26 protein-coding genes and 1 tRNA gene are annotated in these 26,335 nt (G+C 34.5%); 9 read left to right on the top strand and 18 right to left on the bottom strand.

Features of this window, described 5'->3' with window-relative positions:
- Window positions 1-59 precede the first annotated feature (59 nt).
- From ABJD27_RS07260 to ABJD27_RS07245, 4 genes are all read right to left on the bottom strand, one after another.
- A complete protein-coding gene (locus ABJD27_RS07260; RefSeq protein WP_348162237.1) occupies window positions 60-797 on the bottom strand; it encodes a hypothetical protein in 738 nt (245 codons plus the stop codon).
- Complete coding sequence (locus ABJD27_RS07255; RefSeq protein WP_348162239.1) at window positions 784-1,788, bottom strand: glycoside hydrolase; 1,005 nt, start codon at window positions 1,786-1,788, stop codon at window positions 784-786. The genes ABJD27_RS07260 and ABJD27_RS07255 overlap by 14 nt, the downstream gene beginning before the upstream one ends.
- 253 nt (window positions 1,789-2,041) lie before the next feature.
- Entirely contained in the window at window positions 2,042-2,962 is a 921-nt protein-coding gene (locus ABJD27_RS07250; protein WP_348162241.1) for a hypothetical protein, read from the bottom strand.
- A gap of 96 nt (window positions 2,963-3,058) precedes the next feature.
- Complete coding sequence (locus ABJD27_RS07245; protein WP_348162243.1) at window positions 3,059-3,769, bottom strand: DUF547 domain-containing protein; 711 nt, start codon at window positions 3,767-3,769, stop codon at window positions 3,059-3,061.
- 262 nt (window positions 3,770-4,031) lie between these two features.
- Here ABJD27_RS07245 and ABJD27_RS07240 point away from each other — a divergent pair, with 262 nt between their 5' ends.
- From ABJD27_RS07240 to ABJD27_RS07225, 4 genes are all read left to right on the top strand, one after another.
- Window positions 4,032-5,333, top strand: a complete 1,302-nt coding sequence (locus ABJD27_RS07240; protein WP_348162245.1) for an FAD-dependent oxidoreductase — start codon at window positions 4,032-4,034, stop codon at window positions 5,331-5,333.
- An 11-nt stretch (window positions 5,334-5,344) separates the two neighbouring features.
- A complete protein-coding gene (locus ABJD27_RS07235) occupies window positions 5,345-6,943 on the top strand; it encodes a 4Fe-4S dicluster domain-containing protein (RefSeq protein ID WP_348162247.1) in 1,599 nt (532 codons plus the stop codon).
- 137 nt (window positions 6,944-7,080) lie between these two features.
- Complete coding sequence (locus ABJD27_RS07230; RefSeq protein WP_348162249.1) at window positions 7,081-7,392, top strand: hypothetical protein; 312 nt, start codon at window positions 7,081-7,083, stop codon at window positions 7,390-7,392.
- 15 nt (window positions 7,393-7,407) lie between these two features.
- Complete coding sequence (locus tag ABJD27_RS07225; protein ID WP_348162250.1) at window positions 7,408-8,292, top strand: MBL fold metallo-hydrolase; 885 nt, start codon at window positions 7,408-7,410, stop codon at window positions 8,290-8,292.
- An 8-nt stretch (window positions 8,293-8,300) separates the two neighbouring features.
- On the opposite strand, the gene ABJD27_RS07220 is transcribed toward ABJD27_RS07225, so the two are convergent.
- The 7 genes from ABJD27_RS07220 to pdxA all read right to left on the bottom strand — a co-directional run bounded on the left by ABJD27_RS07220 (window position 8,301) and on the right by pdxA (window position 14,206).
- Window positions 8,301-8,999 (bottom strand): hypothetical protein, encoded by a 699-nt coding sequence (locus ABJD27_RS07220; RefSeq protein ID WP_348162252.1) that lies wholly within the window; start codon window positions 8,997-8,999, stop codon window positions 8,301-8,303.
- A 123-nt stretch (window positions 9,000-9,122) separates the two neighbouring features.
- The gene (accC, locus tag ABJD27_RS07215; protein ID WP_348162254.1) at window positions 9,123-10,469 is read right to left on the bottom strand and encodes an acetyl-CoA carboxylase biotin carboxylase subunit; all 1,347 of its coding nucleotides are present in this window, start codon (window positions 10,467-10,469) and stop codon (window positions 9,123-9,125) included.
- 103 nt (window positions 10,470-10,572) lie between these two features.
- Window positions 10,573-11,061 (bottom strand): acetyl-CoA carboxylase biotin carboxyl carrier protein, encoded by a 489-nt coding sequence (gene accB, locus ABJD27_RS07210; RefSeq protein WP_348162256.1) that lies wholly within the window; start codon window positions 11,059-11,061, stop codon window positions 10,573-10,575.
- A gap of 31 nt (window positions 11,062-11,092) precedes the next feature.
- Window positions 11,093-12,088: a beta-ketoacyl-ACP synthase III gene (locus tag ABJD27_RS07205; RefSeq protein ID WP_348162258.1), complete on the bottom strand. Its 996-nt coding sequence runs from the start codon at window positions 12,086-12,088 to the stop codon at window positions 11,093-11,095.
- Between the two features lie 171 nt (window positions 12,089-12,259).
- The gene (gene rpmF, locus ABJD27_RS07200; protein WP_299678189.1) at window positions 12,260-12,460 is read right to left on the bottom strand and encodes a 50S ribosomal protein L32; all 201 of its coding nucleotides are present in this window, start codon (window positions 12,458-12,460) and stop codon (window positions 12,260-12,262) included.
- Between the two features lie 11 nt (window positions 12,461-12,471).
- Window positions 12,472-13,017 (bottom strand): DUF177 domain-containing protein, encoded by a 546-nt coding sequence (locus ABJD27_RS07195; protein ID WP_348162260.1) that lies wholly within the window; start codon window positions 13,015-13,017, stop codon window positions 12,472-12,474.
- Window positions 13,018-13,129: 112 nt separating this feature from the next.
- Entirely contained in the window at window positions 13,130-14,206 is a 1,077-nt protein-coding gene (gene pdxA, locus ABJD27_RS07190; protein WP_348162262.1) for a 4-hydroxythreonine-4-phosphate dehydrogenase PdxA, read from the bottom strand.
- A 61-nt stretch (window positions 14,207-14,267) separates the two neighbouring features.
- Between pdxA and ABJD27_RS07185 the strand changes: the two genes are divergently transcribed.
- Window positions 14,268-14,855 carry a riboflavin synthase gene (locus tag ABJD27_RS07185; RefSeq protein ID WP_348162264.1) on the top strand — a complete coding sequence of 196 codons (588 nt, stop codon included), beginning with the start codon at window positions 14,268-14,270 and terminating at the stop codon, window positions 14,853-14,855.
- Here the strand turns inward: ABJD27_RS07185 and ABJD27_RS07180 are convergent, their stop codons facing one another.
- The 3 genes from ABJD27_RS07180 to mce all read right to left on the bottom strand — a co-directional run bounded on the left by ABJD27_RS07180 (window position 14,856) and on the right by mce (window position 15,998).
- Window positions 14,856-15,101, bottom strand: coding sequence for a hypothetical protein (locus ABJD27_RS07180; protein WP_348162266.1), 246 nt, complete (start codon window positions 15,099-15,101; stop codon window positions 14,856-14,858). It abuts the gene before it with no gap.
- 365 nt (window positions 15,102-15,466) lie between these two features.
- A tRNA-Ile gene (locus ABJD27_RS07175) sits at window positions 15,467-15,540 on the bottom strand.
- A 47-nt stretch (window positions 15,541-15,587) separates the two neighbouring features.
- The gene (gene mce, locus ABJD27_RS07170; RefSeq protein ID WP_348162268.1) at window positions 15,588-15,998 is read right to left on the bottom strand and encodes a methylmalonyl-CoA epimerase; all 411 of its coding nucleotides are present in this window, start codon (window positions 15,996-15,998) and stop codon (window positions 15,588-15,590) included.
- 106 nt (window positions 15,999-16,104) lie between these two features.
- Here mce and rbfA point away from each other — a divergent pair, with 106 nt between their 5' ends.
- Together rbfA and ABJD27_RS07160 are read left to right on the top strand one after the other, a co-directional pair.
- Window positions 16,105-16,497: a 30S ribosome-binding factor RbfA gene (rbfA, locus tag ABJD27_RS07165; protein ID WP_348162270.1), complete on the top strand. Its 393-nt coding sequence runs from the start codon at window positions 16,105-16,107 to the stop codon at window positions 16,495-16,497.
- Window positions 16,498-17,703, top strand: coding sequence for an FtsX-like permease family protein (locus tag ABJD27_RS07160; protein ID WP_348162272.1), 1,206 nt, complete (start codon window positions 16,498-16,500; stop codon window positions 17,701-17,703). It begins immediately after the preceding gene.
- On the opposite strand, the gene dusB is transcribed toward ABJD27_RS07160, so the two are convergent.
- Window positions 17,704-18,696 carry a tRNA dihydrouridine synthase DusB gene (gene dusB, locus ABJD27_RS07155; protein ID WP_348162274.1) on the bottom strand — a complete coding sequence of 331 codons (993 nt, stop codon included), beginning with the start codon at window positions 18,694-18,696 and terminating at the stop codon, window positions 17,704-17,706. It lies immediately after the preceding gene.
- Between the two features lie 93 nt (window positions 18,697-18,789).
- On the bottom strand, window positions 18,790-20,028 hold the full coding sequence (locus tag ABJD27_RS07150; RefSeq protein ID WP_348162276.1) for a M28 family peptidase: 1,239 nt from the start codon (window positions 20,026-20,028) through the stop codon (window positions 18,790-18,792).
- Window positions 20,029-20,073: 45 nt separating this feature from the next.
- Between ABJD27_RS07150 and ABJD27_RS07145 the strand changes: the two genes are divergently transcribed.
- Window positions 20,074-21,183 (top strand): hypothetical protein, encoded by a 1,110-nt coding sequence (locus ABJD27_RS07145; protein ID WP_348162278.1) that lies wholly within the window; start codon window positions 20,074-20,076, stop codon window positions 21,181-21,183.
- Window positions 21,184-21,187: 4 nt separating this feature from the next.
- Here ABJD27_RS07145 and ABJD27_RS07140 read toward each other — a convergent pair whose 3' ends face one another.
- Window positions 21,188-23,605 (bottom strand): outer membrane beta-barrel family protein, encoded by a 2,418-nt coding sequence (locus tag ABJD27_RS07140; protein WP_348162280.1) that lies wholly within the window; start codon window positions 23,603-23,605, stop codon window positions 21,188-21,190.
- A gap of 143 nt (window positions 23,606-23,748) precedes the next feature.
- Here ABJD27_RS07140 and lepA point away from each other — a divergent pair, with 143 nt between their 5' ends.
- Window positions 23,749-25,545: a translation elongation factor 4 gene (lepA, locus tag ABJD27_RS07135; RefSeq protein ID WP_348162282.1), complete on the top strand. Its 1,797-nt coding sequence runs from the start codon at window positions 23,749-23,751 to the stop codon at window positions 25,543-25,545.
- A gap of 60 nt (window positions 25,546-25,605) precedes the next feature.
- Here the strand turns inward: lepA and ABJD27_RS07130 are convergent, their stop codons facing one another.
- Window positions 25,606-26,331 carry a copper homeostasis protein CutC gene (locus ABJD27_RS07130; RefSeq protein ID WP_348162285.1) on the bottom strand — a complete coding sequence of 242 codons (726 nt, stop codon included), beginning with the start codon at window positions 26,329-26,331 and terminating at the stop codon, window positions 25,606-25,608.
- Between the last annotated feature and the right edge of the window lie 4 nt (window positions 26,332-26,335).

The following is a 26,335-nucleotide window of genomic DNA, read 5'->3' as shown; positions in this document are numbered from 1 at the left end:
TCTAGTAGATAATTACAAAGTATATTTATAAACACGTAATGACTTTACTACATTTAAGATCAGAATGTTGACTCAAAATTTACTTGTAATAATGTGTTTACCCAATTATCTTCACTCACTCCCATAAGCGTAAAACCATACGTATCTCCATCAATCAAATCTGGAGGAGTTTCTTGTGTAATATTGAGCACTACATTGTCCAATTCATAGTATCTAAATTGAGGTTCAAACGTATAAGTTCCAGAGAGCAATTCATTAGACACATCAGACACTACTTGAAAGTAAATAGCATCTAAAGGCTGTACAATAGTTTCCCATTTAAAAAGTGGTGTTCCTATTTGAGATTGATCAATAGCTACATCCATACTAAAATTAGTATTCTGAGATTGATGTCTTAATCGTATAGGATTTGAGAGATGTAATATTCCGCTTTCGCGAAAGCTAATAATCACCCATTTCTCTTGAGATGTTTGTCTTGTAAACGTTTTGAGATATCCATTAAAAAAATTCTCTTCTGGAAGATCTATTTGGACGTAATTTTGATAATCATTTTTATCTACACTTGCATTTTCTGTTTCAAAATAGCGTAAGTCTGTTGCGCCCGGTCTTGGGTATACATACGCAATAATCTCATTAGGGTTTACAGAACCCGATGCACAAGCTATGACATTATCTATCTCAATAGTTTGCTGAGCAACCAGTGCCGCTAATGTATCATTTTGTTCAATGACCGTGTCGTCAGAACCACAAGCAACTAGTAAAAATAAGAATCCAAATAATAGATTAATCCTTTTCATAATATTCTTTTATTACAACTTCTGCTGGTTTATTCTGAGGTGTAAATCTATTATTATTACTTCCTCCAGATTCTGAATGATGGATAAACCATTTCCAAATAAATCCACCTGCAAACCAATCTTCCTTCCAAAGTGCTTCAAAAGTCCCTCGTGTAGTATTTGTCTGTGCTTCTAGATTTACGGTAGTCACAGAATGATCTGAAGTCCAAGGTTCTTTTGCTGTAAAATCGACACTACGATATCCCCACTCCGTAAAAAGAATTTTCTTAGCATGTGTGTTTGAGAAAGCAGACAACTCTCCTTTCCACCATCGCCATCCATCTATCACACTCTCCACTGTTGGTGTCTCCATCTCCGACAATGGAAAATAAGCATCTACCCCAATATAATCCATCTCATCCCAAAAAGGAACTCGTTTATATTCATCCCAATTTGCGGCATAAGTAAGTTTTCCAGTATACACAGCTTTCACTTTTTTGATAAGACCTTTCCAGTATTCTGGGCGATTTGCAACAAATTGTTCTAGTTCTGTTCCTATAGAAAATAACTCAGCATTGGTTTCTTGAGCAAGTGTCGCATAATCAAGTATAAATTTGGAATACGATTCTTCAAGCATCTTCCATTTCTCTTCGGTATCCATTTTAAGATACCCAGTGTACTCTCCTCTCCAAATCCATATTTGAGGTTTGACCATCACTTTTATACCATTAGACTGCAATAACTTGATATAAGATTTTGCACCATCACGTCGCTCTCCAAACCATTGTCTATCTGTATTATAAACAACCGAAGGGTTATCTAATCCTCTTACAAACCCAAAAGGCATGACCGCAGCATAATTTGCCCCTACATGCATTACTGGTTTTACATGTTCTTGCGTGACTTTATCTCGTGAAGCGACAAAACTTATACCATTGATTTTTTCAGTTTGTGCTACACTATTTTGCACAAGAAAAAGAAAGATTATAAAAAAGCGAATACTTGGATGCATAGTTATTTTTTATGGATCAAATTACAGTATTATACAGATATCTCTGTGTTAAATTCATCACAACTTCAGCACCAGTATAACGTGTTAATATAAACGGTAAAAACCCTAAGTATAAATTAGGGTTACCAAAAATGTAATCTTAAAAAAGGCTCGCAAAGCTTCTATAACCGGTTTCAAAACTTTGCGAGACACTTGGATACGATAGCCTAGAAGATGTATAGGGGTACCTCGACTAGGCGATGTATACTATTTCTTAAAGGACATAACGAAGCCCTAGATTATAGGATTCTCCTAATCCTGAATCATTCCCTCTCGCAAAGTAGCTAAACAATGCCTCTACGTTTAAGGATTTTGTAAGTTGGTACTTTGCTCCAGTTCCAATAGCTGTTAAGTCTTGCTCAAAATCATTTCCTAAATCTATAAGTTGAAAATGCTGACCAAATACTTGTACTGTAAACTTAGAACTAGGGAAGTAACTTAAGAATACTCCAGGAGTAAGACGTAAACTATCATTTGCAAAACTTCCTTCAGATCTTCCATCACCAGTATCAAAAATTAAGTCATCTCCAAAATTAAATTCTGTATTTAGATCAAAAAACAATTGCCATTCATTACTACTTCCTAAAGGAAGATCATAGAAAAATCTGTTTTGAAATGTAAAACCATCTTGATCAAAGAAAACACCATCATCAAACTCACTATCAATAAGTGGGATTACAATAGAACTCTGAATAGAAAAATTACTTACACTTTTAAAAGGAACAAACTTAACACTAGGGGCTATACTTGTAATACCACTTCTAGCAGTTCCTCTCTCTCCATCAAAACTAAATACATCAAATGCTCCTCTTCCTCCAATAGTATTTGATCTAAACTCTAAAATAGCTCCTACACTCACTCTTCTATTTTCTGAAACCCCATAAAATACATCAAGTGTAGAGGTGAAAAAATTCTGTCTTGCGACGTCTATCACATCTCCATTACTATTTGCCTCTCTAGTTTGGGTAAATAAGTTATTAAACCATTTAATGTCAACTTGTCCTTTTCCTATCAATTTTGATGGCGTTAAGTTTTGTATTACAGAACCTCCTTGATCATCGTTATCTGTATCATCTTGTGCAAAGGCGCTTATGGTAAATAATGTAACTAACGCTAGTGTAAAAATCTTTTTCATTTTGTGTTTTTTGGTTTGTGCTTCCCAAACCTGATCATTTTCAATTATGCAGATCAGGTAGGAAGTCTTTTTATAAAAAATTGTATTCTTATAATGTTATTTTACTTGGTTTAATGTCCAATCATATGGGTAGTAAGAAACTTTTGCTTTTGCAGGAATTGCTTCTTTTCTAAATTTATTGATATAGTCTACTTCGTTCCCATTTTGAGTAAAGTCTCCTTTATACCATTCAAAGATTTGAGATAATTGGACTTTATTCCCCTTTACTTTAATAAAGTTAGGATTATTAAGTGCTATTGTTGTTTGTCTTTGTAATTGTGCTTCTAATTTTGCAGGGGTATATGCTTCATTAATAATAGGAGGGCATCCTAAACCTGCACATACTAATACAAAATGAAAACGTGCTTCTTGAGGAAATACTTTCCTAAGTAATTTGTTTTCAAGATCATTTAGCGTTGTTTTCGTACCACCTATCTCATGAGTTGTTTTATCAAAAAATCCATTTATTTTCAAAGGTCCTTTTACAGGATACTTCTCTACAATACCTTTTATTACAGTAATATTATATGCATTAATCCAAAAAGCCTGGTATGTTTTTGCATCGCTTTTTGAAACACGCACCCCTTTTGCGAGAGTTACAAGTTCATTAAGTGTTTCAGGGTTACTTTTAATAGTTTTATAATCTACACGTCCATTTTTTATATATGTACTAAAGAATACATCTGCTTTATTTATAAACGTATCTACATTTTGCCCGTAACTCACGGCAACAAATAATAAAGTAAAAAGAGTGGCTATTCGTTTCATTTTAATTTCAATTTTTATGTTGGCTTCTGTCGTTATTTTTTTTATAGTCTTACAAAACTAGTTGTCAAATTTTCCTTTTTTTTAAAAAAAAATCCCCGTAGTAAAAACCACATAGACCTTACATTTTAATTCATTATTTAAAATAATTCTAAATACAGGCACATTGTTAAGTTCATTATCTTTAAGACGACCTTAATTAGGAATTTTATTGCGATTGCTATTTATAATGCTTTCGCGAAAGCTAAAAAACAACTACCCTCATATGGAAGAACATATTGTTATCATAGGTAATGGAATTTCTGGCGTAACAACTGCTAGACATATTCGAAAGTTATCTGACAAAAAAATAACCATAATTTCTGCAGAGACCGATCATTTCTTTTCTCGTACAGCACTTATGTATATATACATGGGTCATATGAAATATGATATGACAAAACCATATGAAGATTATTTCTGGAAAAAAAACAGGATCGATCTTAAACGTGCTTTTGTAGAAACCGTAGATCATGCAAATAAACAATTACAATTTGCAGATGGAAGCACCATGGCATATGATAAACTTGTACTTGCAGTGGGTTCAAAACCCAACAAATTTGGATGGCCAGGTCAAGACTTAGAAGGCGTTCAAGGAATGTATTCAAAACAAGATCTTGATGCTCTAGAAAAAAATGCACCTGACAACAAAGCATGTAATCGTGCTGTTATTGTAGGAGGAGGATTAATTGGTATTGAAATGGCAGAAATGCTACGTTCTCGTAATATTCCTGTCACATTTTTAGTGCGAGAAGATAGTTTCTGGAATGGTGTATTACCAGCTGGAGAAAGTGGGATGATAAATCGTCATATTAAAAATCACCATATTGATTTACGCTTAGGCACAAATCTAAAAGAAATCTTATCTGACGAAAACGGACGTGCACGTGCCGTAGTCATCCAAGAAACAGGAGAAGAACTACCGTGTAATGTTGTAGGACTTACTGCTGGAGTATCACCAAATGTTGACTTTTTAAGAGATAGTGGTATTGAGCTAGGAAGAGGCATTAAAGTAAATCGTAAACTAGAAACAAATATTCCAGATATTTATGCAATAGGTGATTGCGCAGAACAGCACGAAGGTATCGGAATGCGTCGTCCTATAGAAGCAGTATGGTATACAGGACGCATGATGGGTGAAACACTTGCTCAAACTATTTGTGGCAATCCATTAGAGTACAAACCAGGTCATTGGTTTAATAGTGCTAAGTTTTTAGATATAGAATATCAAACATATGGATGGGTTTTTGGAAGACCACAAGAATACGAACAACAATTTCACTGGATTCATGAAGATGATACAAAATGTATTACTGTATCTACCCATAAAGACTCAGGAAAATTCTTAGGAATAAATACTTTTGGAATTAGAATGAGACATGAAGTCTTTGACAAATGGCTTACCGAAGAGCGATCTACAGATTATGTGATCGAACATCTAAAAGAAGCCAATTTTGACCCAGAGTTTTATAAATACTTCGAGCAAAATATTATTACTGCTTATCAAAATCAATTACAAACCACATAGTACTATATATAATGAATTCAAGACTAAACGAGAGTATGTCTCTAGCTAAGCCTAGTCCACAGGACATCTCTATTAAACAAAAAGTGGCACTTGCATTAGGTTTTCTAGGACTATTTATTATGGTGCTTGCCTTGGCAAATGTAGATATGCCTAATAAAGGAGTTTTTCTAACGATCGCTATAGGGCTTATTTCTACAGGAACTGTTATTTATGCAAATGACGCTTATCTTACCAAGTTAAAAGGGATTAAAAATGATGGATTATGGTTTAAGTCTATCTCTTCAAGAGGAACTTGGGGGTGGATTTTAGGAGTCATACTTACTGCATTTTATATTGTCTTATATTTTAAAGCAGAATTACTAGGACTTGGTAAAGATGGAGCAGCAAATACAGGGCTTGTCTCTTTATTTGACCCTTTAAGTAATCTCTTAAGTGGACGGCAAGCTAGCGAATGGTTTGTATACGGTGCATTATATACCGTTGCTATTATCATATTTGGATATAAGTTTATCTTAAAATATCGTCATAATCGTTACCAGCAATTACGTACTGTATCTGTCATGTCATTCCAATTTGCATTTGCATTTATGATTCCTGAATTAATGTATCGATTAAACTCAGATGTTCCTTATAATGATTTAAAGAACATGTGGCCGCTTAATTATTATGCTTTTGATCAATGGCGTGTAGATGGATTTATAAATTCTGGAACGATAGGTCTTGCCTTTCTTATACTAGGAATCCTATCTATTTTTGTGATCTCCCCATTCCTTACGTATAAGTATGGAAAACGCTGGTATTGCTCTTGGGTATGTGGATGTGGTGGTCTTGCCGAAACTGCTGGAGATGCTTTTAGATCTCTATCTTCAAAGAAAATGTCTGCTTGGAAAATTGAGCGTTGGTTAATACACACGGTCTTAGTATTTTCTGTAGTCATGACAGTAGGAGTCATTTACACCTATCTTGGATACGATCCTGACAAATATTGGTTTAATAGAACAACTTTTCTTGTTTTTATAGGAGTATTCTTAACGGCTATATTTGCAGTAGTGATGCTTTTTAAGCGTCAAGAATTAGGAAAAGATGCACGATATGGAGCAATAGGATATGCTTTAGTAATGCTACTTCTAGTTGTAATACACTTAACAGGAACAACAGATGAAATCTTTTTTATGCAAGCAGGAACACTGCGCTCTGCCTATGGATTATATATAGGTTCTATCTTTTCAGGAGTAATAGGAACAGGATTTTATCCTATCCTAGGAAATAGATCTTGGTGTCGTTTTGGATGTCCAATGGCTGCTGTCTTAGGTTTCCAACAACGTATGTTCTCTAAGTTTAGAATTACTACAAATGGAGGGCAATGTATCTCTTGTGGTAACTGTTCTAACAGTTGTGAGATGGGGATTGATGTAAGAGCTTATGCTCAAAAAGGAGAAAACATCGTACGATCTAGTTGTGTGGGTTGTGGTGTATGTTCGGCTGTTTGCCCTCGTGGAGTTCTAAAATTAGAAAACGGAGCATTAGAAGGCCGTATCAATCCTACAGATGTATTATTAGGAAATGACGTAGACCTAATGGATTATGTAAATAACAAGAAAGTGAGTTAATCTACTTACTGTTCATAGTTTGCTTTCGCGAAAGCAAAAAATAAATAAAAAACCGCCTCAGATGAGGCGGTTTTTTATTATACATTTAGAACTCAATTATTTTTTCAAAATCAATCAAAGAATAAACTTTACTCTATATGCATACTGTTATTATTGGAATAGAATTTCAAAAAAAGAGCAAGAGAAAATATGATGCTGATCATATTGAAAATATTATAGAAGACATTTCTCACAATCCGAAAATTGGAAAAAAAATACAAGCAGTTAATAATATCTATGTACTAGACATAGGACGTACTAAAGATAAAAAACACGAATATCAATTAGTTTATTATTATCAAGGAAAGAATACTCCATTATTCATTATCACTATTTTCAAAAAAAAAGAAAAAGATCTTTTATCTAAAATTATAAGTAGTTTAATTATTGAAACTTCAGCAAAAATTTGAAATTAAAACCTAATTATGAATCTAAACATTACAGCCTACTCCACAGCTTTATTTTCTACTTGGATTAATATAGAAGAACTAGGTCTTTTATTTGATGCTGGAGATGGAGTGACTTCTGGTCTATTACAAAAATCTGGAAAGATTAAGCATGTATTTATCACACATCCAGACAGAGATCACATTACAGGCTTGTTTCAATTAAATCAATTAAACACTAGAAAAGGATATCCTAAAATATATTACCCAAAACATAGTGGTTCTTTTCCAGCAATGAGAGATTTTCAACACAAATTTGATCCTCATATCCAAGGAGCAACTTGGCATGAATTAGAACATCTTGACACGATATCGATACGTAATGATTTATTTGTAGAAGCCATCCGCAATGAACATATAGAAGCTCCACAAGGCATATCAAAAAGTCTCAGTTTTAAACTATTTCAAACAAAACAAAAACTAAGGAAAGAGTTTACACATCTTGATGGCAAAAACATTAAAGATTTAATTAAAATAAAAGGCAGAGATGCTCTCATGGAAACGATTAATACTAATATACTATCATATGCTGGAGACACTCCTGTAGATGATTATAGTACATGGGATCATTCTGAAATATTAATTCATGAATCTACATTTCTTCAAGATCAAGAAGGCATGATTGTAAAAAGCAGTTCCAATAAGAACAAGCACAGTAAACTTAATGAAGTTCTGCAGATGGTTTCAGAAATCACTGTAGGTAAACTCATTTTAAATCACTTTTCATCTCGTTATTCTAAACAAGAGATAGATGCAAATGTTATTAAACTTTGTAAAGCGTATAATCTAAAGATTCCTGTTCATGTGATCTATCCAGGCGAGATACATCGTGATATTTTAAACACACGACCTATATATGAATAGATTCAGTCTTATTCTTGAGAGAGGAAATACGTAAAAAATACTTTTGCAGTATCAAAGGAAGGGCAATTTGTAACTAACTCATCTACATTTACATTATTCTTCTCTATAAATATCCTATCATTTAAGAAATAATCATCTCCTACTTTTTTATTAAATTCCGGATGAAATTGAGTCCCTAATAAACGCTGATTATAATTTATATACGCTTGTATTGCAGAATGATTATTTGTTGCCAAAACTTCAGATCCCTCTGGCAATGCTATAACTTCATCAAAATGATGTTGCCAAACATGTTCTTGTCCTTCAAGGTTTAGTATATCCTTAGCATTATTTACAAACTTCACACTTCCCCACCCTACTTCAAAACCATGAGGAGAAGATCTGACTGCCTGAGGGCCAACTAACGATTTACATATTAATTGGTGCCCATAACAAATGCCCATTTGCCAGATGCCTTTGTCTCTAGCATCTCTAATATACTTTATAGCCTTTTCTGTAAAAGGAACAGTGTCTTCTATAGACAATGCTGAACCTGTATGGATAATATGCGTATACTCTTTTTCAATTAAATCATCTGGAAAAGATACTTCTGTATCTATAAACAACGAAGACACATCCCAATGCTCTTCTGTCAAACAGCTTTTAATTGTAGGTGTTTCCAACCTATCTACTGAGTAATCGAGAATTAAAATTTTTTTCTTTTTCAATTTTTCTTATTTCAAGTGCACGATAAAGATACATATCGTAAGCAAAAAATAATCATAATGATATTTAAAAAAAACAAAAAAGCCGATCTCTTCAGATCGGCTTTTTTATATATAATTTCAATATTATGCTTCGGGTTTCATTTCAAAGTCTTCCATAAACTTTGTGGTATAGTTACCTGAAATATAATCTGGATGTTCCATTAATTGTCTATGGAAAGGAATGGTTGTTTTTATTCCTTCTATAACAAACTCATCAAGTGCTCGCTTCATTTTATTAATTGCTTCTTCACGTGTTTGTGCAGTCGTAATTAATTTTGCAATCATCGAGTCATAATTAGGCGGAATCATATAACCACTATACACATGAGTATCTATACGTATTCCGTGACCTCCTGGGGCGTGTAATGTTGTAATACGTCCTGGTGAAGGTCTAAAGTCGTTAAAAGGATCTTCTGCATTTATACGACATTCTATAGCGTGTAACTGCGGGAAATAATTTTTCCCAGAAATAGGAACTCCCGCTGCTGCAAGAATTTGTTCACGTATTAAATCATAGTCTACTACTTGTTCTGTAATAGGATGCTCTACTTGAATACGTGTATTCATCTCCATAAAATAGAAGTTACGATGCTTATCTACTAAGAACTCAACGGTTCCTGCTCCTTCATATTTGATAAACTCTGCAGCACGTACAGCGGCATCTCCCATATCTTTACGCAGCTTATCTGTCATAAATGGAGATGGCGTCTCTTCTGTTAATTTTTGATGGCGACGTTGTACTGAGCAATCTCTTTCTGATAAGTGACATGCTTTTCCATTACTATCTCCAACTATTTGGATTTCTATATGGCGTGGCTCTTCAATGAGTTTTTCCATATACATTCCGTCATTTCCAAAAGCAGCAGCACTCTCTTGTCGAGCATCTTCCCAAGCTTTTAGTAGTTCATCTTCTTTCCATACAGCACGCATACCTTTTCCACCACCACCAGCAGTTGCTTTAAGCATTACTGGATATCCAACTTCGATTGCAAGTTTTTGGCATTCTTCAAAATCGGCTATAATTCCTTCAGATCCAGGTACACAAGGTACTCCAGCGGCTTTCATAGTTTCTTTTGCACTAGCCTTATCTCCCATTTTATTAATCATCTCTGCTGTAGCTCCAATAAATTTTATATCGTGCTCTTCACAGATCTTAGAAAATTTTGCATTTTCAGAAAGGAACCCATAACCTGGGTGAATTGCATCTGCATTTGTAATTTCTGCAGCAGCAATAATATTTGCCATTTTTAAATAGGACTCGTGACTAGGAGGTGGTCCTATACAAACGGCTTCGTCTGCAAACTTGACATGAAGGCTTTCTTCATCTGCTGTTGAGTATACAGCAACTGTTTTTATTCCCATCTCCTTACACGTACGTATAACGCGCAGAGCGATCTCGCCTCTATTTGCAATAAGTATTTTCTTAAACATAGGTGTTCAATTTATTTTTAGGAAGCATACAGTATTGTATTGCTTATGTTTTGCTTTCGCGAAAGCAAACCCTTCCTAATACATTAAAAATACCCGTAAGGGATTATGATGGATCTACTAAAAACAATGGTTGATCAAACTCTACTGGTGAAGAATCATCTACAAGTATCTTTACAATAGTACCTGAAACTTCACTTTCTATCTCGTTAAAGAGTTTCATTGCTTCAATCACACAAAGAACATCTCCTTCCGAAATCGTTTTTCCTACTTCAACAAAAACTGGTTTATCAGGAGCGGGTTTACGGTATAATGTTCCAATAATTGGTGACTTTATAGTGATATATTTTGAATTATCATCTTCTGCTGGGGTTGGAACTGCAGGAACAGCCGTTTCAGCAGCTTGAGCTACTGGTGCAGAAACAGCTGGAGCTGTAGCCATTGCTGGCATATGTTGCACAAAAGTCGTAGCACCTTTTTCCTCATCGCTTCCAGTTTTAATGGTAATTTTAATATCATCCATTTCTAGTTTTACTTCACTAGCGCCTGATTTTGCAACAAATCTTATAAGGTTTTGAATTTCTTTTAAATCCATAGTACGTTTGTTAGTCTTTTAGGTTTTAATTTTAGGAGTTATAAGCCCAGGTCAAATAAATTGATCCCCAAGTAAATCCACCTCCAAAGGCAGCAAAAATAATTTTGTCCCCTTTTTTGAGTTGGTTTTCATAATCACTCATCAACAGTGGTAAGGTTGCTGATGTTGTGTTACCGTAACGGTGAATATTGATAAGAACTTTGTCTTCCTCAAGCTTCATACGTTTTGCGGTAGCGTCTATTATTCTTTTATTAGCTTGATGAGCAATAAGGTAACTTACATCATCTCCCGTCAGGTTATTACGAGCCATGATTTTATCACTTACATCTGCCATATTTGAAACAGCATATTTAAATACTGTTTTCCCATCTTGAAAGACGGTATGCTGTTTATTATTTATTGTTTCATGAGAGCTAGGGAGTATAGATCCTCCAGCATCTATTTTTAAAAAGTCACGTCCTACACCATCCGATTTTAAGATTTCGTCGTGTAATCCATATCCTTCTTCATTAGGTTCAAAAAGAACAGCTCCAGCTCCATCTCCAAAAATGATACATGTAGACCTATCTGTATAATCAATAATAGAAGACATTTTATCTGCACCTATTAATAATACTTTTTTATAACGTCCAGATTCTATATAACTAGAAGCTGTTGACATTCCATACAAAAAACTTGAACAGGCTGCTGTAAGATCGTATGCAAAAGCATTTGTAGCGCCTATTTGCGTTGCTGTATAGACTGCAGTAGATGCAACTGGCATATCTGGAGTTGCAGTAGCAACAATAACCATATCGATCTCAAGTGGATCAAGATTTGTTTTTTTCAACAAATCATTTGCTGCTTGAATAGCAAGGTACGATGTACCTTTACCTTCTTCTTTAAGAATACGACGTTCTTTAATCCCCGTTCTTGAGGTTATCCATTCATCGTTAGTATCGACCATGGTCTCCAAAATCTTATTGGTGAGCACGTAGTCTGGAACATATGCCCCTACAGCTGTAATTGCCGCTGAGATTTTATTCATTTGCTTCAGTTAGGTTATTACCATTCTATATCAAAAAGGACACAAAAGGGAGCGAAAAATACTAAAATTTGGTCAAAACGAACCAATAATTAACTTTTTTTACAAAAAACATATACAAAAAAAACCCCCACATCGTGAGAGTTTTTATGCTATATGGGTCATAGAAAGTTTTTAAGCTTCTACTTCGTCTCCAGTTTTATCAATAACTACTTGACCTCTGTAATATAATTTTCCTTCGTGCCAGTGTGCTCTGTGGTAAAGGTGTGCCTCTCCTGTTGTAGGATCTACAGCAATTTGTGGTACAGCAGCTTTGTAATGCGTTCTTCTTTTATCTCTTCTCGTTTTCGAGATTTTTCTTTTAGGATGTGCCATTACGTATACTCTTATTTATCTGTTAATAGTTTCTTTAATAAATCCCATCGGGGATCTGTTGTTGACTGATCGTCGTCTTCTTGTTCTTTTTTACCACCTAAACTTAATTCTTCAAGCTTATTTAGTATTTCTGATTTTAATGTTCCGTCTTTAACGCCAGGATGAATCCTTTTGTTTGGGACAGATAGTATGACTAGTTCATATATATATTGAGATACGTTTAATTCATATTCTCCATAAGGTAAAATAAGAATCTCTTCGTTTTCATCATTATATTCTTGACCAAACTTAACAACAATCTCAAAATCACCTTTTATAGGTTCATCATAAGGTTCATTAGTGAGATCACAATTTATATTCACAGTGCCATCAACTTTAAAATGCAATTGCATTAATGTTGCCTTTTTAACAAAGTCAAGATTAACATACAGGTTTGCACCATTAAAGTCATCAAATTCAAAATGATCAAAGAACGACTTGTCTATTTGATATTCAAAATTATGTTCTCCTTCTTTTAAACCTACATACTGTATGGTAAATAGTTTCAAATCTTTCATCACATCATCCGTTAGGAGCGTGCAAAGATACATATTTTTCTGAATTCCAAAACTTCTTACTGAAATTTATTTTCTACCTATATCTCATATATACAAAGAAAACATTATTTCTCTATTCTCTAGGGTTATGACGACCTTTGTTTCCTTGCTTACGGGGAGATACCTTTAGAACATTCTTTGTGAGTTCTGTATATCCCTGCCTCTTATTATAAATATCGATTGCTGTAAAAATTGCTTCTCTAAAAGAGCTATGATCTGCCTCACCTTTCCCAGCTATCTCATAAGCAGTACCATGATCTGGAGATGTCCTGATACGATCCAATCCAGCAGTATAATTGACACCCTTACCAAATGACAGTGTTTTAAAAGGAATTAAACCTTGATCATGATATGCTGCCAAAACCGCATCAAAATTCTTATAATTACCTGACCCAAAAAAACTATCTGCAGCATATGGCCCATATACAATTTTTCCAGTGCTTCTTATTTTTTCTAATGTAGGCACAAGTACTTTATCATCTTCATCTCCTATCACCCCATTATCCCCTACATGAGGATTAATACCAAGCAGTGCTATTTTAGGTAAACGAATACCAAAATCACTTTCCAATGTAGCATACAGTGTTTGCACTTTTTGCGTTATCACTTCTGGTGTTATATGAGTAGACACATCTTTTACAGCAACATGATCCGTAAGAAGTCCTACTTTAAGGTTATCTGTAACCATAAGCATCATAGCATCACCATTAAGCTCTTGCGCAAGATAATCTGTATGGCCAGGGAATTTAAAATCATCATTTTGTATAGACGCTTTATTAATAGGCGCTGTCACAAGAACATCTATATCTCTATTTTTGAGTGCTTTTGTTGCTGCTGTAAATGAAGACAGTGCATATTTACCTGTTTCTTCTGTTGCCTCTCCAAATTCTATCTTTACAGGCTCCTTCCACACGTTAAGCACATTTACCTTACCATCTATAACCTTAGACAACACATCTACACCATATAAGTTTACCTGGCTACCTAACTTCTTTTTAATAAAAGAAAGTGTTTTTACAGAGGAAAAAATGATAGGTGTACAAAAATCTAACATCATAGTTTCAGAAAAAGTTTTAAAAACAACTTCTGCTCCTATTCCATTTAAATCTCCTATAGATATTCCGACTTTAATTTTTTGATCTTTCTTCATTATATACCAGCTATGGGTTTTGTATTTTTACATCACAAAAGTAACCAAATTATAGTCATTCATGTTTACAGGTATTATTGAAGATTTAGGTAAAATTATCAAAATAGAAAAAGAGCAAGAAAATATACACATTACCGTAGAAAGTCGTCTTACTCCAGAACTTAAAATTGACCAAAGCGTTGCACATAATGGAGTGTGCTTAACTGTTGTAGCAATAGATAAAAATCAATACACCGTTACCGCTATTAAAGAGACATTAGAAAAAACAAATCTACACACATTGCAAATACAAGATGATGTCAATCTAGAACGCGCCATGGTACTTGGCGCAAGATTAGATGGACATATTGTCCAAGGCCATGTTGATCAAATTGGCATTTGCACTGGTGTAAAAGAAGAGGATGGTAGCTGGAGGTTTGACTTCTCTTACGATCTAAAATTATCAAACGTAACTATAGAAAAAGGGTCTATTACTATAAATGGTGTAAGTCTTACGGTAGTTGATTCTATAAAAAACGGATTTAGCGTAGCCATCATACCATATACATATGAGCACACCGTATTTAAAGACATCAAAGAAAACACAATTGTAAACTTAGAATTTGATGTAATTGGCAAGTACGTAAAAAGATTAACTGAAGCGTACTAATTACGCTTTAATAGTGCGGTTTTTATAAAAATACACAATACCTACTAGCAAACCAGCAGTTAGAAGCATCATTATATTTTCATCTAAAGGAACAGCAAGACCTGGAAGCGAAGGGATACGCTCTCCACCTGGTGCAGGAGGAGGAGGTGGCATTGGACCACCAGTCACTACTTCTTGGGCAAAACTAGTCGTTCCCACTACAAGCAGAATTAAGGTTAATACGAAGTACTTGAGTTTGGGGCTCATAGACTACAAAAATATATAATTCAAAATGTATTTCTATATAACGCTCTTACTATAGTGTTAGTATATTAAAAAACGTGCTTTTGGTCGACAATAATAAGCATTTTATCGGTAAAAACAAGCAAATACTTGTTTTTTTTGCAAAAAATATAACCTTCAACCCACACCGACAAAAAAAAACACCATAAATGCAAAGAGTAGCATTTTACTACATTTTACACGCATGATGGAGGTCACAAAATATATTATCCAAAGCGATTTGACTAAGATACACTTCCATTGTACTTTATGTGTTTTTATATAAAACAACTGTAACAGTAATTATCCTAACTCAAAAAACAAATAAAATACAATACTTCAAAAAAAAGTGGTCCCACTTGGGCTCGAACCAAGGACCCTCTGATTATGAGTCAGATGCTCTAACCAACTGAGCTATGGGACCAAAAACGGGTGCAAATTTATGACAAATACTCAATAGAGCAAAGAATTTTATTGCTTATTATTATTTTCTTGGCATAATTCTACCAAAACACCACCTGCAGTCTTAGGGTGAATGAATGCTACAAGCTTATTATCAGCACCTTGCTTAGGTTTTTCATTAAGCAATATAAATCCTTCTTCTTTTAATCGAGCCATCTCTTTTTCTATATTTTCGACAGCAAAAGCAATATGATGCACTCCTTCTCCTTTTTTATTAATAAATTTTGCAATAGGACTATCTTCAGTAGTTGCTTCAAGGAGTTCTATTTTATTAGGCCCTACTTCAAAAAATGAAGTACGTACACCCTCGGTAAGCACCTCTTCAATTTTATAGTGTGCTTTACCGAGCAATTTAGCATACAACAGATTTGACGCTTCAAGATTCTTTACTGCAATTCCTATATGTTCAATTTTATCCATCAATTTTAGTTTTAATATGAGTATGCTTTCGCGAAAGCGTATATTTTCCTATCGAAAACACAGAATACAAAAGTAGTACAATCTATAAAAAACGTATTTTTGCCCTATGGAATCAAATAGACAGAAAAAAGTAGCTGGTGTTTTGCAGAAAGATCTTGCAGATGTATTACAAAATGCCCTACGTGATGGTGGACACAGAGGAATAATTGTATCCATCTCTAAAGTAAAAGTCCCTACCGACCTTTCTATCGCAAAAGTATACATGAGTGTTTTCCCAAACGCCGAAGCAGAAAATATCTTACGAGAAGTAAATCTAGTTAAACCCATTATTAGACATGAAATCTCTCAACGCACGCGTCACCAATTAAGACGCATGCCTGAATTGCAATTTTACATAGACGATTCCTTAGAATATATGGATGGTATTGACAAATCCTTAAAAGGAGGAGATAATCCTATTGAAGATCCTTCTCTACTAGATCAAAGAAGAAAATCATAAATGCGGTTTTCCCTATATATTGCAAAACGATATCTCTTTTCTAAGAGTGGAACAAATGCAATTAATATTATTACATTAGTTTCTGTCATAAGCATCATTATAGGCACCGCAGTACTTCTTATTGTATTATCTGCTTTTGCTGGACTAAAAGATTATAATGTTTCTGTTACCTCTGTGATAGATCCTGATCTTAAAGTCTTTCCCTATAAAGGAAAAACAATCACAATAAATTCTGATCAAGAAGATGCGCTAGCAAAGACACCTGGAATTTTTTATTATTCTAAAGTTATAGAAGAACGCGCCTATCTTGAATATGATGGAAAAACACATCTTGGTTTTATAAAAGGAGTAGATGAGAATTATCTTAATGTAAACCGAGTAGACACTACATTATTTGCCGGAACTTGGCCTAGTGTAGGAGAACCCGAAGTTGCCATAGGGTTTGGAATACGACGTAGGTTATCTTTAGGAATTAGTGACTATGGAAACCTATTGAGAATTATGGTTCCTAAACCTGGTACAGGTCAAATTACAGATCCCTCACAAGCTTTTAATAGATCTAGTGCTGTTGCAAGTGGTATTTTTCAAGCAGGAGAATCTCTAGACAATGATCACCTATTTGCCAATATAGATTTTGTAGGCAATTTACTAGATTACCCTATAGATAAAATAAGTACTATTGAGATAAAGCTTACAGAAGATGTAAATGAAGTTCAAACAAGAGAGGCTATCAATGCAATTTTCCCAAACGCTATTACCATAAAAAACAGAACCGAACTAAACGATGCATTATACAAAATGCTCAACACAGAAAATTTAGCTCTATACTTTATATGTACACTTGTCCTTATTATTGCCCTATTTAGTTTTGTAGGTAGTATGATTATGATCATTATTGACAAGAAGGCAAACATCAAAACACTTTCTGATCTTGGTGCTTCATTAAGTGCAATACGTAAAAGCTTCTTCTTTCAAGGGTCGCTTATGATCATTATAGGAGGAGGTATAGGAATTATCTTAGGAAGCATCATTGTATTTGCACAACAACAATTTGGACTTGTAAACATTACCGCTTCACTTCCTTACCCTATGCGCTTTGAATTTCTTAATCTAATAATAGTATACACAACAATTCTTACACTAGGAGTTCTAGCTGCAAAACTAGCTTCTAGTAGAATAAACAATAAATTCTTGCATAAGGGATAATTACACAAATTCGTATCCTGCAAACTTTTTCTCGATAAGATCCATTGCCGCAAATACATCTTCACTATGATCACTTGTAACAAGTTTCATACGGTATTCTTTAAAATGAGGAATCCCTCTAAAATAGTTTGTATAATGCCTTCTAGTTTCAAATACTCCTAAAATCTCTCCTTTCCAATCTATAGACATTTGTAAATGACGACGTGCCGCTTCTATTCTTTCTTCTAAGGTGGGAGGTTTAAGTTTTTCCCCAGTATTCATAAAATGTTTTACTTCCTTAAAAAACCAAGGATACCCAATACTTGCTCTACCTATCATAGCTCCATCAAGCCCATACTTATCACGCATTTCAACAGCGCGCTCAGGCGTATTTACATCTCCATTTCCAAATACCGGGATATGCATTCTAGGGTTATTCTTCACGTCTGCTATAGGACGCCAATCGGCATCTCCTTTATACATTTGTGCTCTGGTACGACCATGGATAGAAATAGCAGCACAACCGACATCTTGTAATCGCTCTGCTACCTCAACAATTTTAATACTATCATGATCCCATCCTAGACGAGTTTTTACTGTAACTGGAAGCTTCGTATGCTTTACCATAGCCTCTGTAAGGCTTACCATAAGATCGATATCTTTTAAAATCCCAGCTCCAGCTCCTTTTGAAACCACTTTTTTTACTGGACACCCAAAATTAATATCAATAATATCAGGCCCACTCGCCTCTACAATTTCTACACTTTTAAGCATAGATTCTAAAACAGCTCCAAAAATCTGAATTCCTACAGGGCGTTCTTTTTCATAGATATCTAGTTTCATAACACTTTTTGCAGCATCACGTATTAAGCCTTCAGAAGAAATAAACTCTGTATACACTACATCTGCTCCTTGCTCTTTACACAATGCGCGAAAAGGCGGGTCGCTTACGTCCTCCATAGGTGCTAGTAACAACGGAAAATCTCCTACATCTATATCTCCTATTTTTGCCATGTTAATCTTTTAATTACCATCCTCTATAATGTGGATATCTATTACTTATATTATGTGTTTAAAATACGTCTATTCTGCTTTCGCGAAAGCGTATCAATCCTTCACAAATAATACTTCTTTGATTAGTTCCTCCCCTTTTCTATCAACAATTATCGTTGTTTCATCTCCTACATCATATGCAGAAAGTGCTCGCATATAGCTCATCATATCTACCACTATACTATCTCCCATTTTAATTACTACATCTCCTTTTTCTAATCCTGCATTTTGAGCAGCTCTACCTTCGCTCACCCCGTCTATACGCATTCCTTTACCAGAAAAAAGATAATCAGGAACAACACCCAATCCTACTTTAAAACTAGGTACAGATGCGCTTTCATCTTTTGTTTTTGTAAATACAAGCTTTCCGTTATTATCTAACTCTTCAATGATACGCAAGATATATTCCTCTATCATACGCATTCCTTCATAATTAAGCTTTTCACTATCATCTCCCGGTTTATGATAATCATCGTGCTGTCCAGTAAATAAATGCAACACTGGAATATCATTCAAATAAAAAGACGTGTGATCAGAAGGTCCTACTCCACTTTTATGCTCAGCAATTTTAAAATCTGTATTTACAGAAAAAATGATCTGCGGAAAAATAGGTGACGTTCCTGTACCATGAACAGCAATTGCCTTCTCTTCATTAAGTCTTCCTACCATATCCATATTAATCATATAATTAACTTCAGAAAGAGGTATTGTTGCATTTTTGGTAAAGAAGTTAGATCCTAACAATCCCATCTCTTCTCCAGAAAAAGCAATAAAAAGATAGTTATTACTCTTATAAGAATCTTCTTGAAGTCTCTGAGCTAGTTGTAACATGACTGCCACACCACTAGCATTGTCATCTGCACCATTATGAACAGCAGCTCCTTCTCTATGCAAAGACCCTTCACCACCCATGCCCAAATGATCATAATGTGCCCCAATTACAATGGTATTTAATGACTTATTATCCAAGTATCCTACTACATTAGTTCCTGTTATGAGGGAGTCATTTCCGCTTTCGCGAAAGCGTACCTCACCATGTGGATCATTTTTAGGAGCAAAAGTAAATGTTTGAAAAAAAGCATCTTCATTTCCTTTTGGAGACAACCCAATCGAAGCAAAACGTTCTTTAATATAATGTGCTGCTTTTAACTCCCCATCTGTACCGGTCTCACGACCTTGTAAATCATCTGAAGCAAGAAAAGTTACATCATTTTCTATTGTAACTGGAATGAAAACCTCGTTTTTACAGGAGATCAAATTCAACAATGCAAGACCTAAAATGAGTTTTTTCATAGAAGAATACTGTATTTTTGCACAAAATTAATGATTTATACTCGTATGAAACACTTTTATATAGTTGTCATCATTTTTGCATGTATTGCTTGCAAAGAAAACACATCACAATCAATTCCTGAAACCAAAAACTCAGAAACCGTTGTAAAAGTTCAAGACAATCCATTAATCTATCCAGAAGAAGTTCATTTTAAGAATATTCAACAAGTTACTTTTGGAGGAGATAACGCCGAAGCGTATTGGAGTTTTGATGATAAACAATTAATTTTTCAATCCAATTATGCAGATTGGGGATTAGAATGTGATCAAATGTTTTTAATGAATCTCGGAGAAACATTTGAAAATAGCAAACCCCCTATGATTTCTACAGGAATGGGGCGTACTACGTGTGCTTACTTTCTTCCAGACAATACATCTTTTGTCTATGGATCTACACATCTAGGAGATAAAGAATGTCCTGAAGTTCCTTTACGCAAAAACGGCAATTACGTCTGGCCTGTATATGACACTTTTGATATTTTTGTATCAGACCTTGAAGGAAATATTACAGGTCAACTAACAAATGAACCAGGTTATGATGCAGAAGCTACAGTATCTCCAAAAGGAGATAAAATCGTATTTACTTCAACACGTAGTGGTGATTTAGAACTATATACCATGAACATTGATGGATCTGATGTACAACAAATCACCGATGAATTAGGCTATGACGGAGGTGCATTTTTCTCTCCAGATGGCACAAAACTCATCTTTAGATCATCACGTCCAAAGACAGAGGAAGAAATCAAAAAATACAAAGATTTACTTGCTCAAGGTCTTGTAGAACCTACAGAAATGGAACTTTACATTTGCAATGCAGATGGTTCTGATTTACGTCAACTCACTCGTTTGGGTAATGCTAACTGGAGTCCTTTCTTTCATCCTAACGGTAAAAAAGTTCTATTTTCTTCAAATTTTGAAGCAGAACGTGGTTTTCCTTTTAATTTATATATGATAGATCTAGATGGCAGAAATCTAGAACGTATTACTCATGGAGAAACCTTTGATGCATTTCCAGTTTTTTCAAATGATGGAAAAAAACTAGCCTTCTCTTCAAATAGAAATAATGGAGGTGGTAGAGATACAAATCTCTTTATTGTAGATTGGATAGACTAATACATTAATCGCTATTGCTAAGACGCTCTCTCTCTTTTTTATCAAGAGTACGATTATTATCTTTTAGTTTAAAATTACCAAAGTTATAAGTAAAACCTATTTGGAGATTTTGAGTTTCTGGTACGGCTATATATCCATTATCTTGATTAAGATATCTAGAAGTTAGTAATGCATTTGCCTCTCCTAAAACATCATTTACAGCAATAGATAGTGATGCACGTTTATCCCAAAATGTTTTTTTGACTCCTATCCTAAGATCTGTTGTAGATGCTTGCACATAACTTCCCGAAATAAACCTTGAAAAGTATGCTAATGACACTTCTCCAGTAAATGTTTTGTCCTTACTTATCGTTAGGAAATTTGAAAATGACCCATAAAATCCATTAACATCATTTGTCACTATAGAATTATTACTCTCTAAGGCCAAAAACGTTTCCTCTTCATGAAAAAGACTCATATAAGTATAAAAATACCACCACTTTGCAATAGAACGTCCGTGTGTGAAATCTACCCCCCAAGACTGACTATCAATTGCATTTTGATTTTCTGACCGAAATACTTCATTAACATTATCTTGAAAACCTAATCTAAGTATATTTTCTCCATTATCCCGATAATATACATCAAAAAAGTACTTTCCAAATAATGAGTAATTAAAATTAAACTGATGACTAAAAGCTGGCAAGAGTCCAGAATTTCCTTGAAAAAAATTATTTTCATTTAAGAAATAAACAAAAGGATTTAAATCTTGATAACGAGGTCTATCTAGTTTACGACTATAATCCAAACTAAAGCTATGATTTGCTGAAGCCTTATACTGAAGATACGCAGACGGAAACCATTCTAAATAATCTAAAACAACTTCTTCGTTTAAAATTAATGAAGTCCCAGTAGAGTTTGTCTGCTCAACACGAATACCTCCTTTAAAGCTCCATTTATTTACATCCCTACTTAAAGTAGCATAGCTAGCAAAAACATTTTCGTCATATAAAAAGTCATCATTTTGAGCCTGATCTAGTCCATTAGAATCATCATTTTGAATAAATGGAAAATTTATCACAGATCTTGAATTAATAACGGCTACTTTTCCTCCTATTTCAACACCAAATTTTCCAGCTTGCGTCGTATAATCTATTTGTCCAGTATAAATCTCTATATCTTGTAATGCGTCACTCGTGAATCTTACATTCCTAAAAATAGCATTTTCATCATCTATATATACAGAAGATAGTCTTTGAATACGATCTTTATTATATGTGGTATAATGAGCATTTGCTTGCAATTCTCCTTTTTTCAAAGAATATGCATACGTCATATCAAAGGCAATATTTTTTTGTTCTCCATCAACATTACTAGTTGTTCCTATAACAAAGGAATCTCCGACAAAAGAAGAAACTGCAGTTTGCGATCTTTCAAAATCAAATTCATTTGGAGAATACAACCCAATCGCCGAAAAACTAATTTTCTGTTGATCACTCAACTGATAATCTACAATCAAATTTGCATTATGCGCTTTTGTCCATGTTTTACGCTCAAAATCTTGTGTCCATCTTGAGATAGGTGTATTCTCATTTTGATAATTAACAAAATTATCATTCAGTTTTGTTCTTTTAAGAGGTGAGTAGCCATAATTAAAAAAGACATTTAATTTCTTCGTTTTAAAATAATGACTTGTCCCAAAATAGTGCTTCGGAAATATGCCATAGGTTCCTCTAGCAGCAACACTTCCCTTATATCCTAAGTATAGAGTTTTAGAAGACACTATATTTAGTATTGCCCCTCCTTCTGCATCATACTTTGCAGAAGGGTTTGTGATGACTTCTATTGATTTTATAGTATCACCTCCTACCCCTTCCAATAAGCTTTGTATTTCCTCAAAACTCAGTTCGATTTTTCGATCATTTAAATATACACTTACTGCATTATTCCTCACTGTAAGTGCATCCTGCTTTATAACTACGCCTGGTGTTCTTTTAAGTATTTCCCAAGCACTTCCTGTAGCAGCAATAGTATTCTCTACATTAAAAACCAATCTATCGACTTCACGGACAATAGTTGGTTTTTTACTTATAACAGTTACTTCATTAAGACTTTCTGTTATTTCTTCAAGTTGTATGTTTGGCAACTCTTCTTTTGCCGAAAGTATAAATTCCTCAGAAACATATTCTTTATATCCTATAAAGCTAACTTTAATGATATAAGCGCCCTGAGAAACAGATACTATACTATACCTCCCTGCATCATCTGTAATTGTTCCTTTTACGACTGCTTGGTCTGGTGTATACAATACAACATTTGCAAAAGGGATTGGGTTCCCAGAAGTATCTAAAACAATTCCTGAGATTTTAGCTTCTTGAGCTACAATAAAACTAGAGTATAGTGTTAAAAGAAACACTAAGAAAATTGGGGTGAAATTCTTCATTTTCAACACCCAAAAATACTCTAAAAGCAACCGAAAAGAAGGTTGCCATTATTTTTTTCGACGAAATGCACAAATTCTATTTTTCAACTTCCATAATCGTTAACATATGACCTATATTTGCACCCATTGACTTGGATTAGATTATGAAGAATATTAGAAACTTTTGCATCATTGCACATATTGATCACGGTAAAAGCACATTAGCCGATCGTCTTCTTGACGAAACCTCTACTGTCACTAAACGAGAGGCACAAGCGCAATTACTAGATAGTATGGATTTGGAACGTGAACGAGGTATTACGATCAAATCCCATGCAATACAAATGGAATACACCTATAAAGGTGAAGACTATATTCTTAATTTAATAGACACACCGGGTCATGTAGATTTTTCCTACGAAGTATCACGTAGTATCGCTGCATGTGAAGGCGCATTACTAGTCGTAGATGCCGCACAAAGCATACAAGCTCAAACAATTTCAAATTTATACCTAGCACTTGAGAATGATCTGGAAATTATTCCTGTACTTAACAAAGTAGATTTACCGAGTGCAAATCCAGAAGAAGTAACAGATGATATTGTAGATCTTTTAGGATGTGATTCTGAAGAAGTAATTCCTGCATCTGCAAAGACAGGCATTGGGATTGTAGAAATTCTTGCAGCAGTAATAGAACGTATACCTGCTCCTAAAGGAAATCCTGACGAACCACTACAAGCATTGATCTTTGATTCTGTATACAACCCTTTTAGAGGTGTAGAAACCTATTTTAGAGTTCTAAACGGAAGTATTAGAAAAAATCAGCAAATAAAGTTTGTTGCTACTAGCAAAACATACGGAGCTGATGAAGTAGGAACATTAAAACTCACTCAAGCTCCTAAACAAGAAATTAAAACTGGAGATGTTGGCTATTTAATCACGGGAATCAAAGATGCCCGCGAAGTAAAAGTAGGAGATACCATTACAGATGCAAAGACACCAACTCAGAGAGCTATTGAAGGTTTTGAAGATGTAAAACCCATGGTATTTGCTGGAATCTACCCTGTAGATACAGAAGATTATGAAGAACTCCGTGCTTCTATGGAAAAACTACAACTCAATGACGCTTCTTTAGTTTTTGAGCCTGAAAGCTCTGCGGCCTTAGGTTTTGGTTTTCGTTGTGGATTCTTAGGAATGTTACATCTTGAGATTATTCAAGAACGCTTAGAGCGTGAATTTGATATGACGGTCATTACAACAGTACCTAATGTATCTTATCATGCTTTTATACATAAATATCCAGATGATATTATTCTTGTAAATAACCCATCAGACTTACCTGATCCATCTAGTATGAATCGTGTAGAAGAACCTTTTATTAAAGCATCTATTATTACAAAGTCTGACTTTGTAGGTCCTGTAATGTCGCTTTGTATAGAAAAACGTGGGACTATTACAAATCAAACATATCTTACTCCAGAACGCGTAGAACTGTCCTTTGATATGCCACTCGCCGAAATCGTTTTTGATTTTTATGATCGTTTAAAAACGGTGTCAAAAGGGTATGCTTCTTTTGACTATACCCCTATTGGGATGCGTCCATCTAATCTTGTAAAAGTAGATGTACTCCTCAATGGACAAGAAGTAGATGCACTTTCTGCTTTATTACACAAGGATAATGCATATGATATAGGGAAGAAAATGTGCGAAAAATTACGCCAATTAATCCCACGCCAGCAATTTGACATTCCTATTCAAGCTGCTATTGGAGCAAAAATAATTTCTAGAGAAACTGTAAAAGCGTTACGTAAAGATGTAACCGCTAAATGTTACGGAGGTGATATTTCGCGAAAGCGTAAACTTCTTGAAAAACAGAAAAAAGGAAAGAAGCGTATGCGTGCTGTAGGTAATGTAGAGATTCCTCAAGAAGCTTTTATGGCTGTTTTAAAACTGAACGACTAAAAAATATTTCTCAAAGTATTTACCTAAGACATCTACACATTTTAAAAAGTATAGATGGATTTATGAATTATACATAGCCTCTAATAATTGTTTGATTTTTTCTGGATCAGAATACGTTTGTAGGTCTTGTTGTACCGCTTGCAAATTATGCATAGGAAAAGCACCTTCTAGACTCTCAATTGTATTACTTGCAGAAGCATGTAACTCTTTAAATCCTGCAGTAATAAACTGCCCTATATTACTAGGTCGGATACCGCCTCCTGGTAAAATAACAGGCTTATTATTTGCCTTACTCAATAACATTTTAAGGACAAATAAACCCGCAAGAGCTGTATCAGATTGTCCAGATGTTAGAATACGGTCTACTCCTATTCTTTGAAGTACTTTAAGAGCATCCATCGCGTTAGGAGTCCAATCAAAAGCGCGATGAAATGTAAATGTCATCCCGCCTGCTGCATCCACAAGTGTTTGTGTACGCTCTTCATCTATCGTTAAATCTGGATGTAATACTCCAGAAACAACACCTCCCACTTTCATTTTTCTACAGAAAGCAATATCTCTTAACATCACATCAAACTCATCATCATAATAAGTAAAATCACCACTTCTAGGACGAATCAATACATACACAGGAATATCAAGATCTGAAACAACCTTTTCTATTAATCCATGACTAGGAGTTATTCCTCCTAACGCTAGTTCGCTACACAGCTCAATGCGCTGTGCTCCTGCTTTCTGAGCTGCAATAGCAGACTGGTACGAATTTGCACAAATTTCTAATAACATATTC

The organism is Dokdonia sp. (assembly GCF_039945015.1).
In the GTDB taxonomy this organism is placed as follows: Bacteria; Bacteroidota; Bacteroidia; order Flavobacteriales; family Flavobacteriaceae; genus Dokdonia.
The sequence above is the reverse complement of the archived record's forward strand: the minus strand, read 5'-3'. Positions and strand labels throughout refer to the sequence as shown.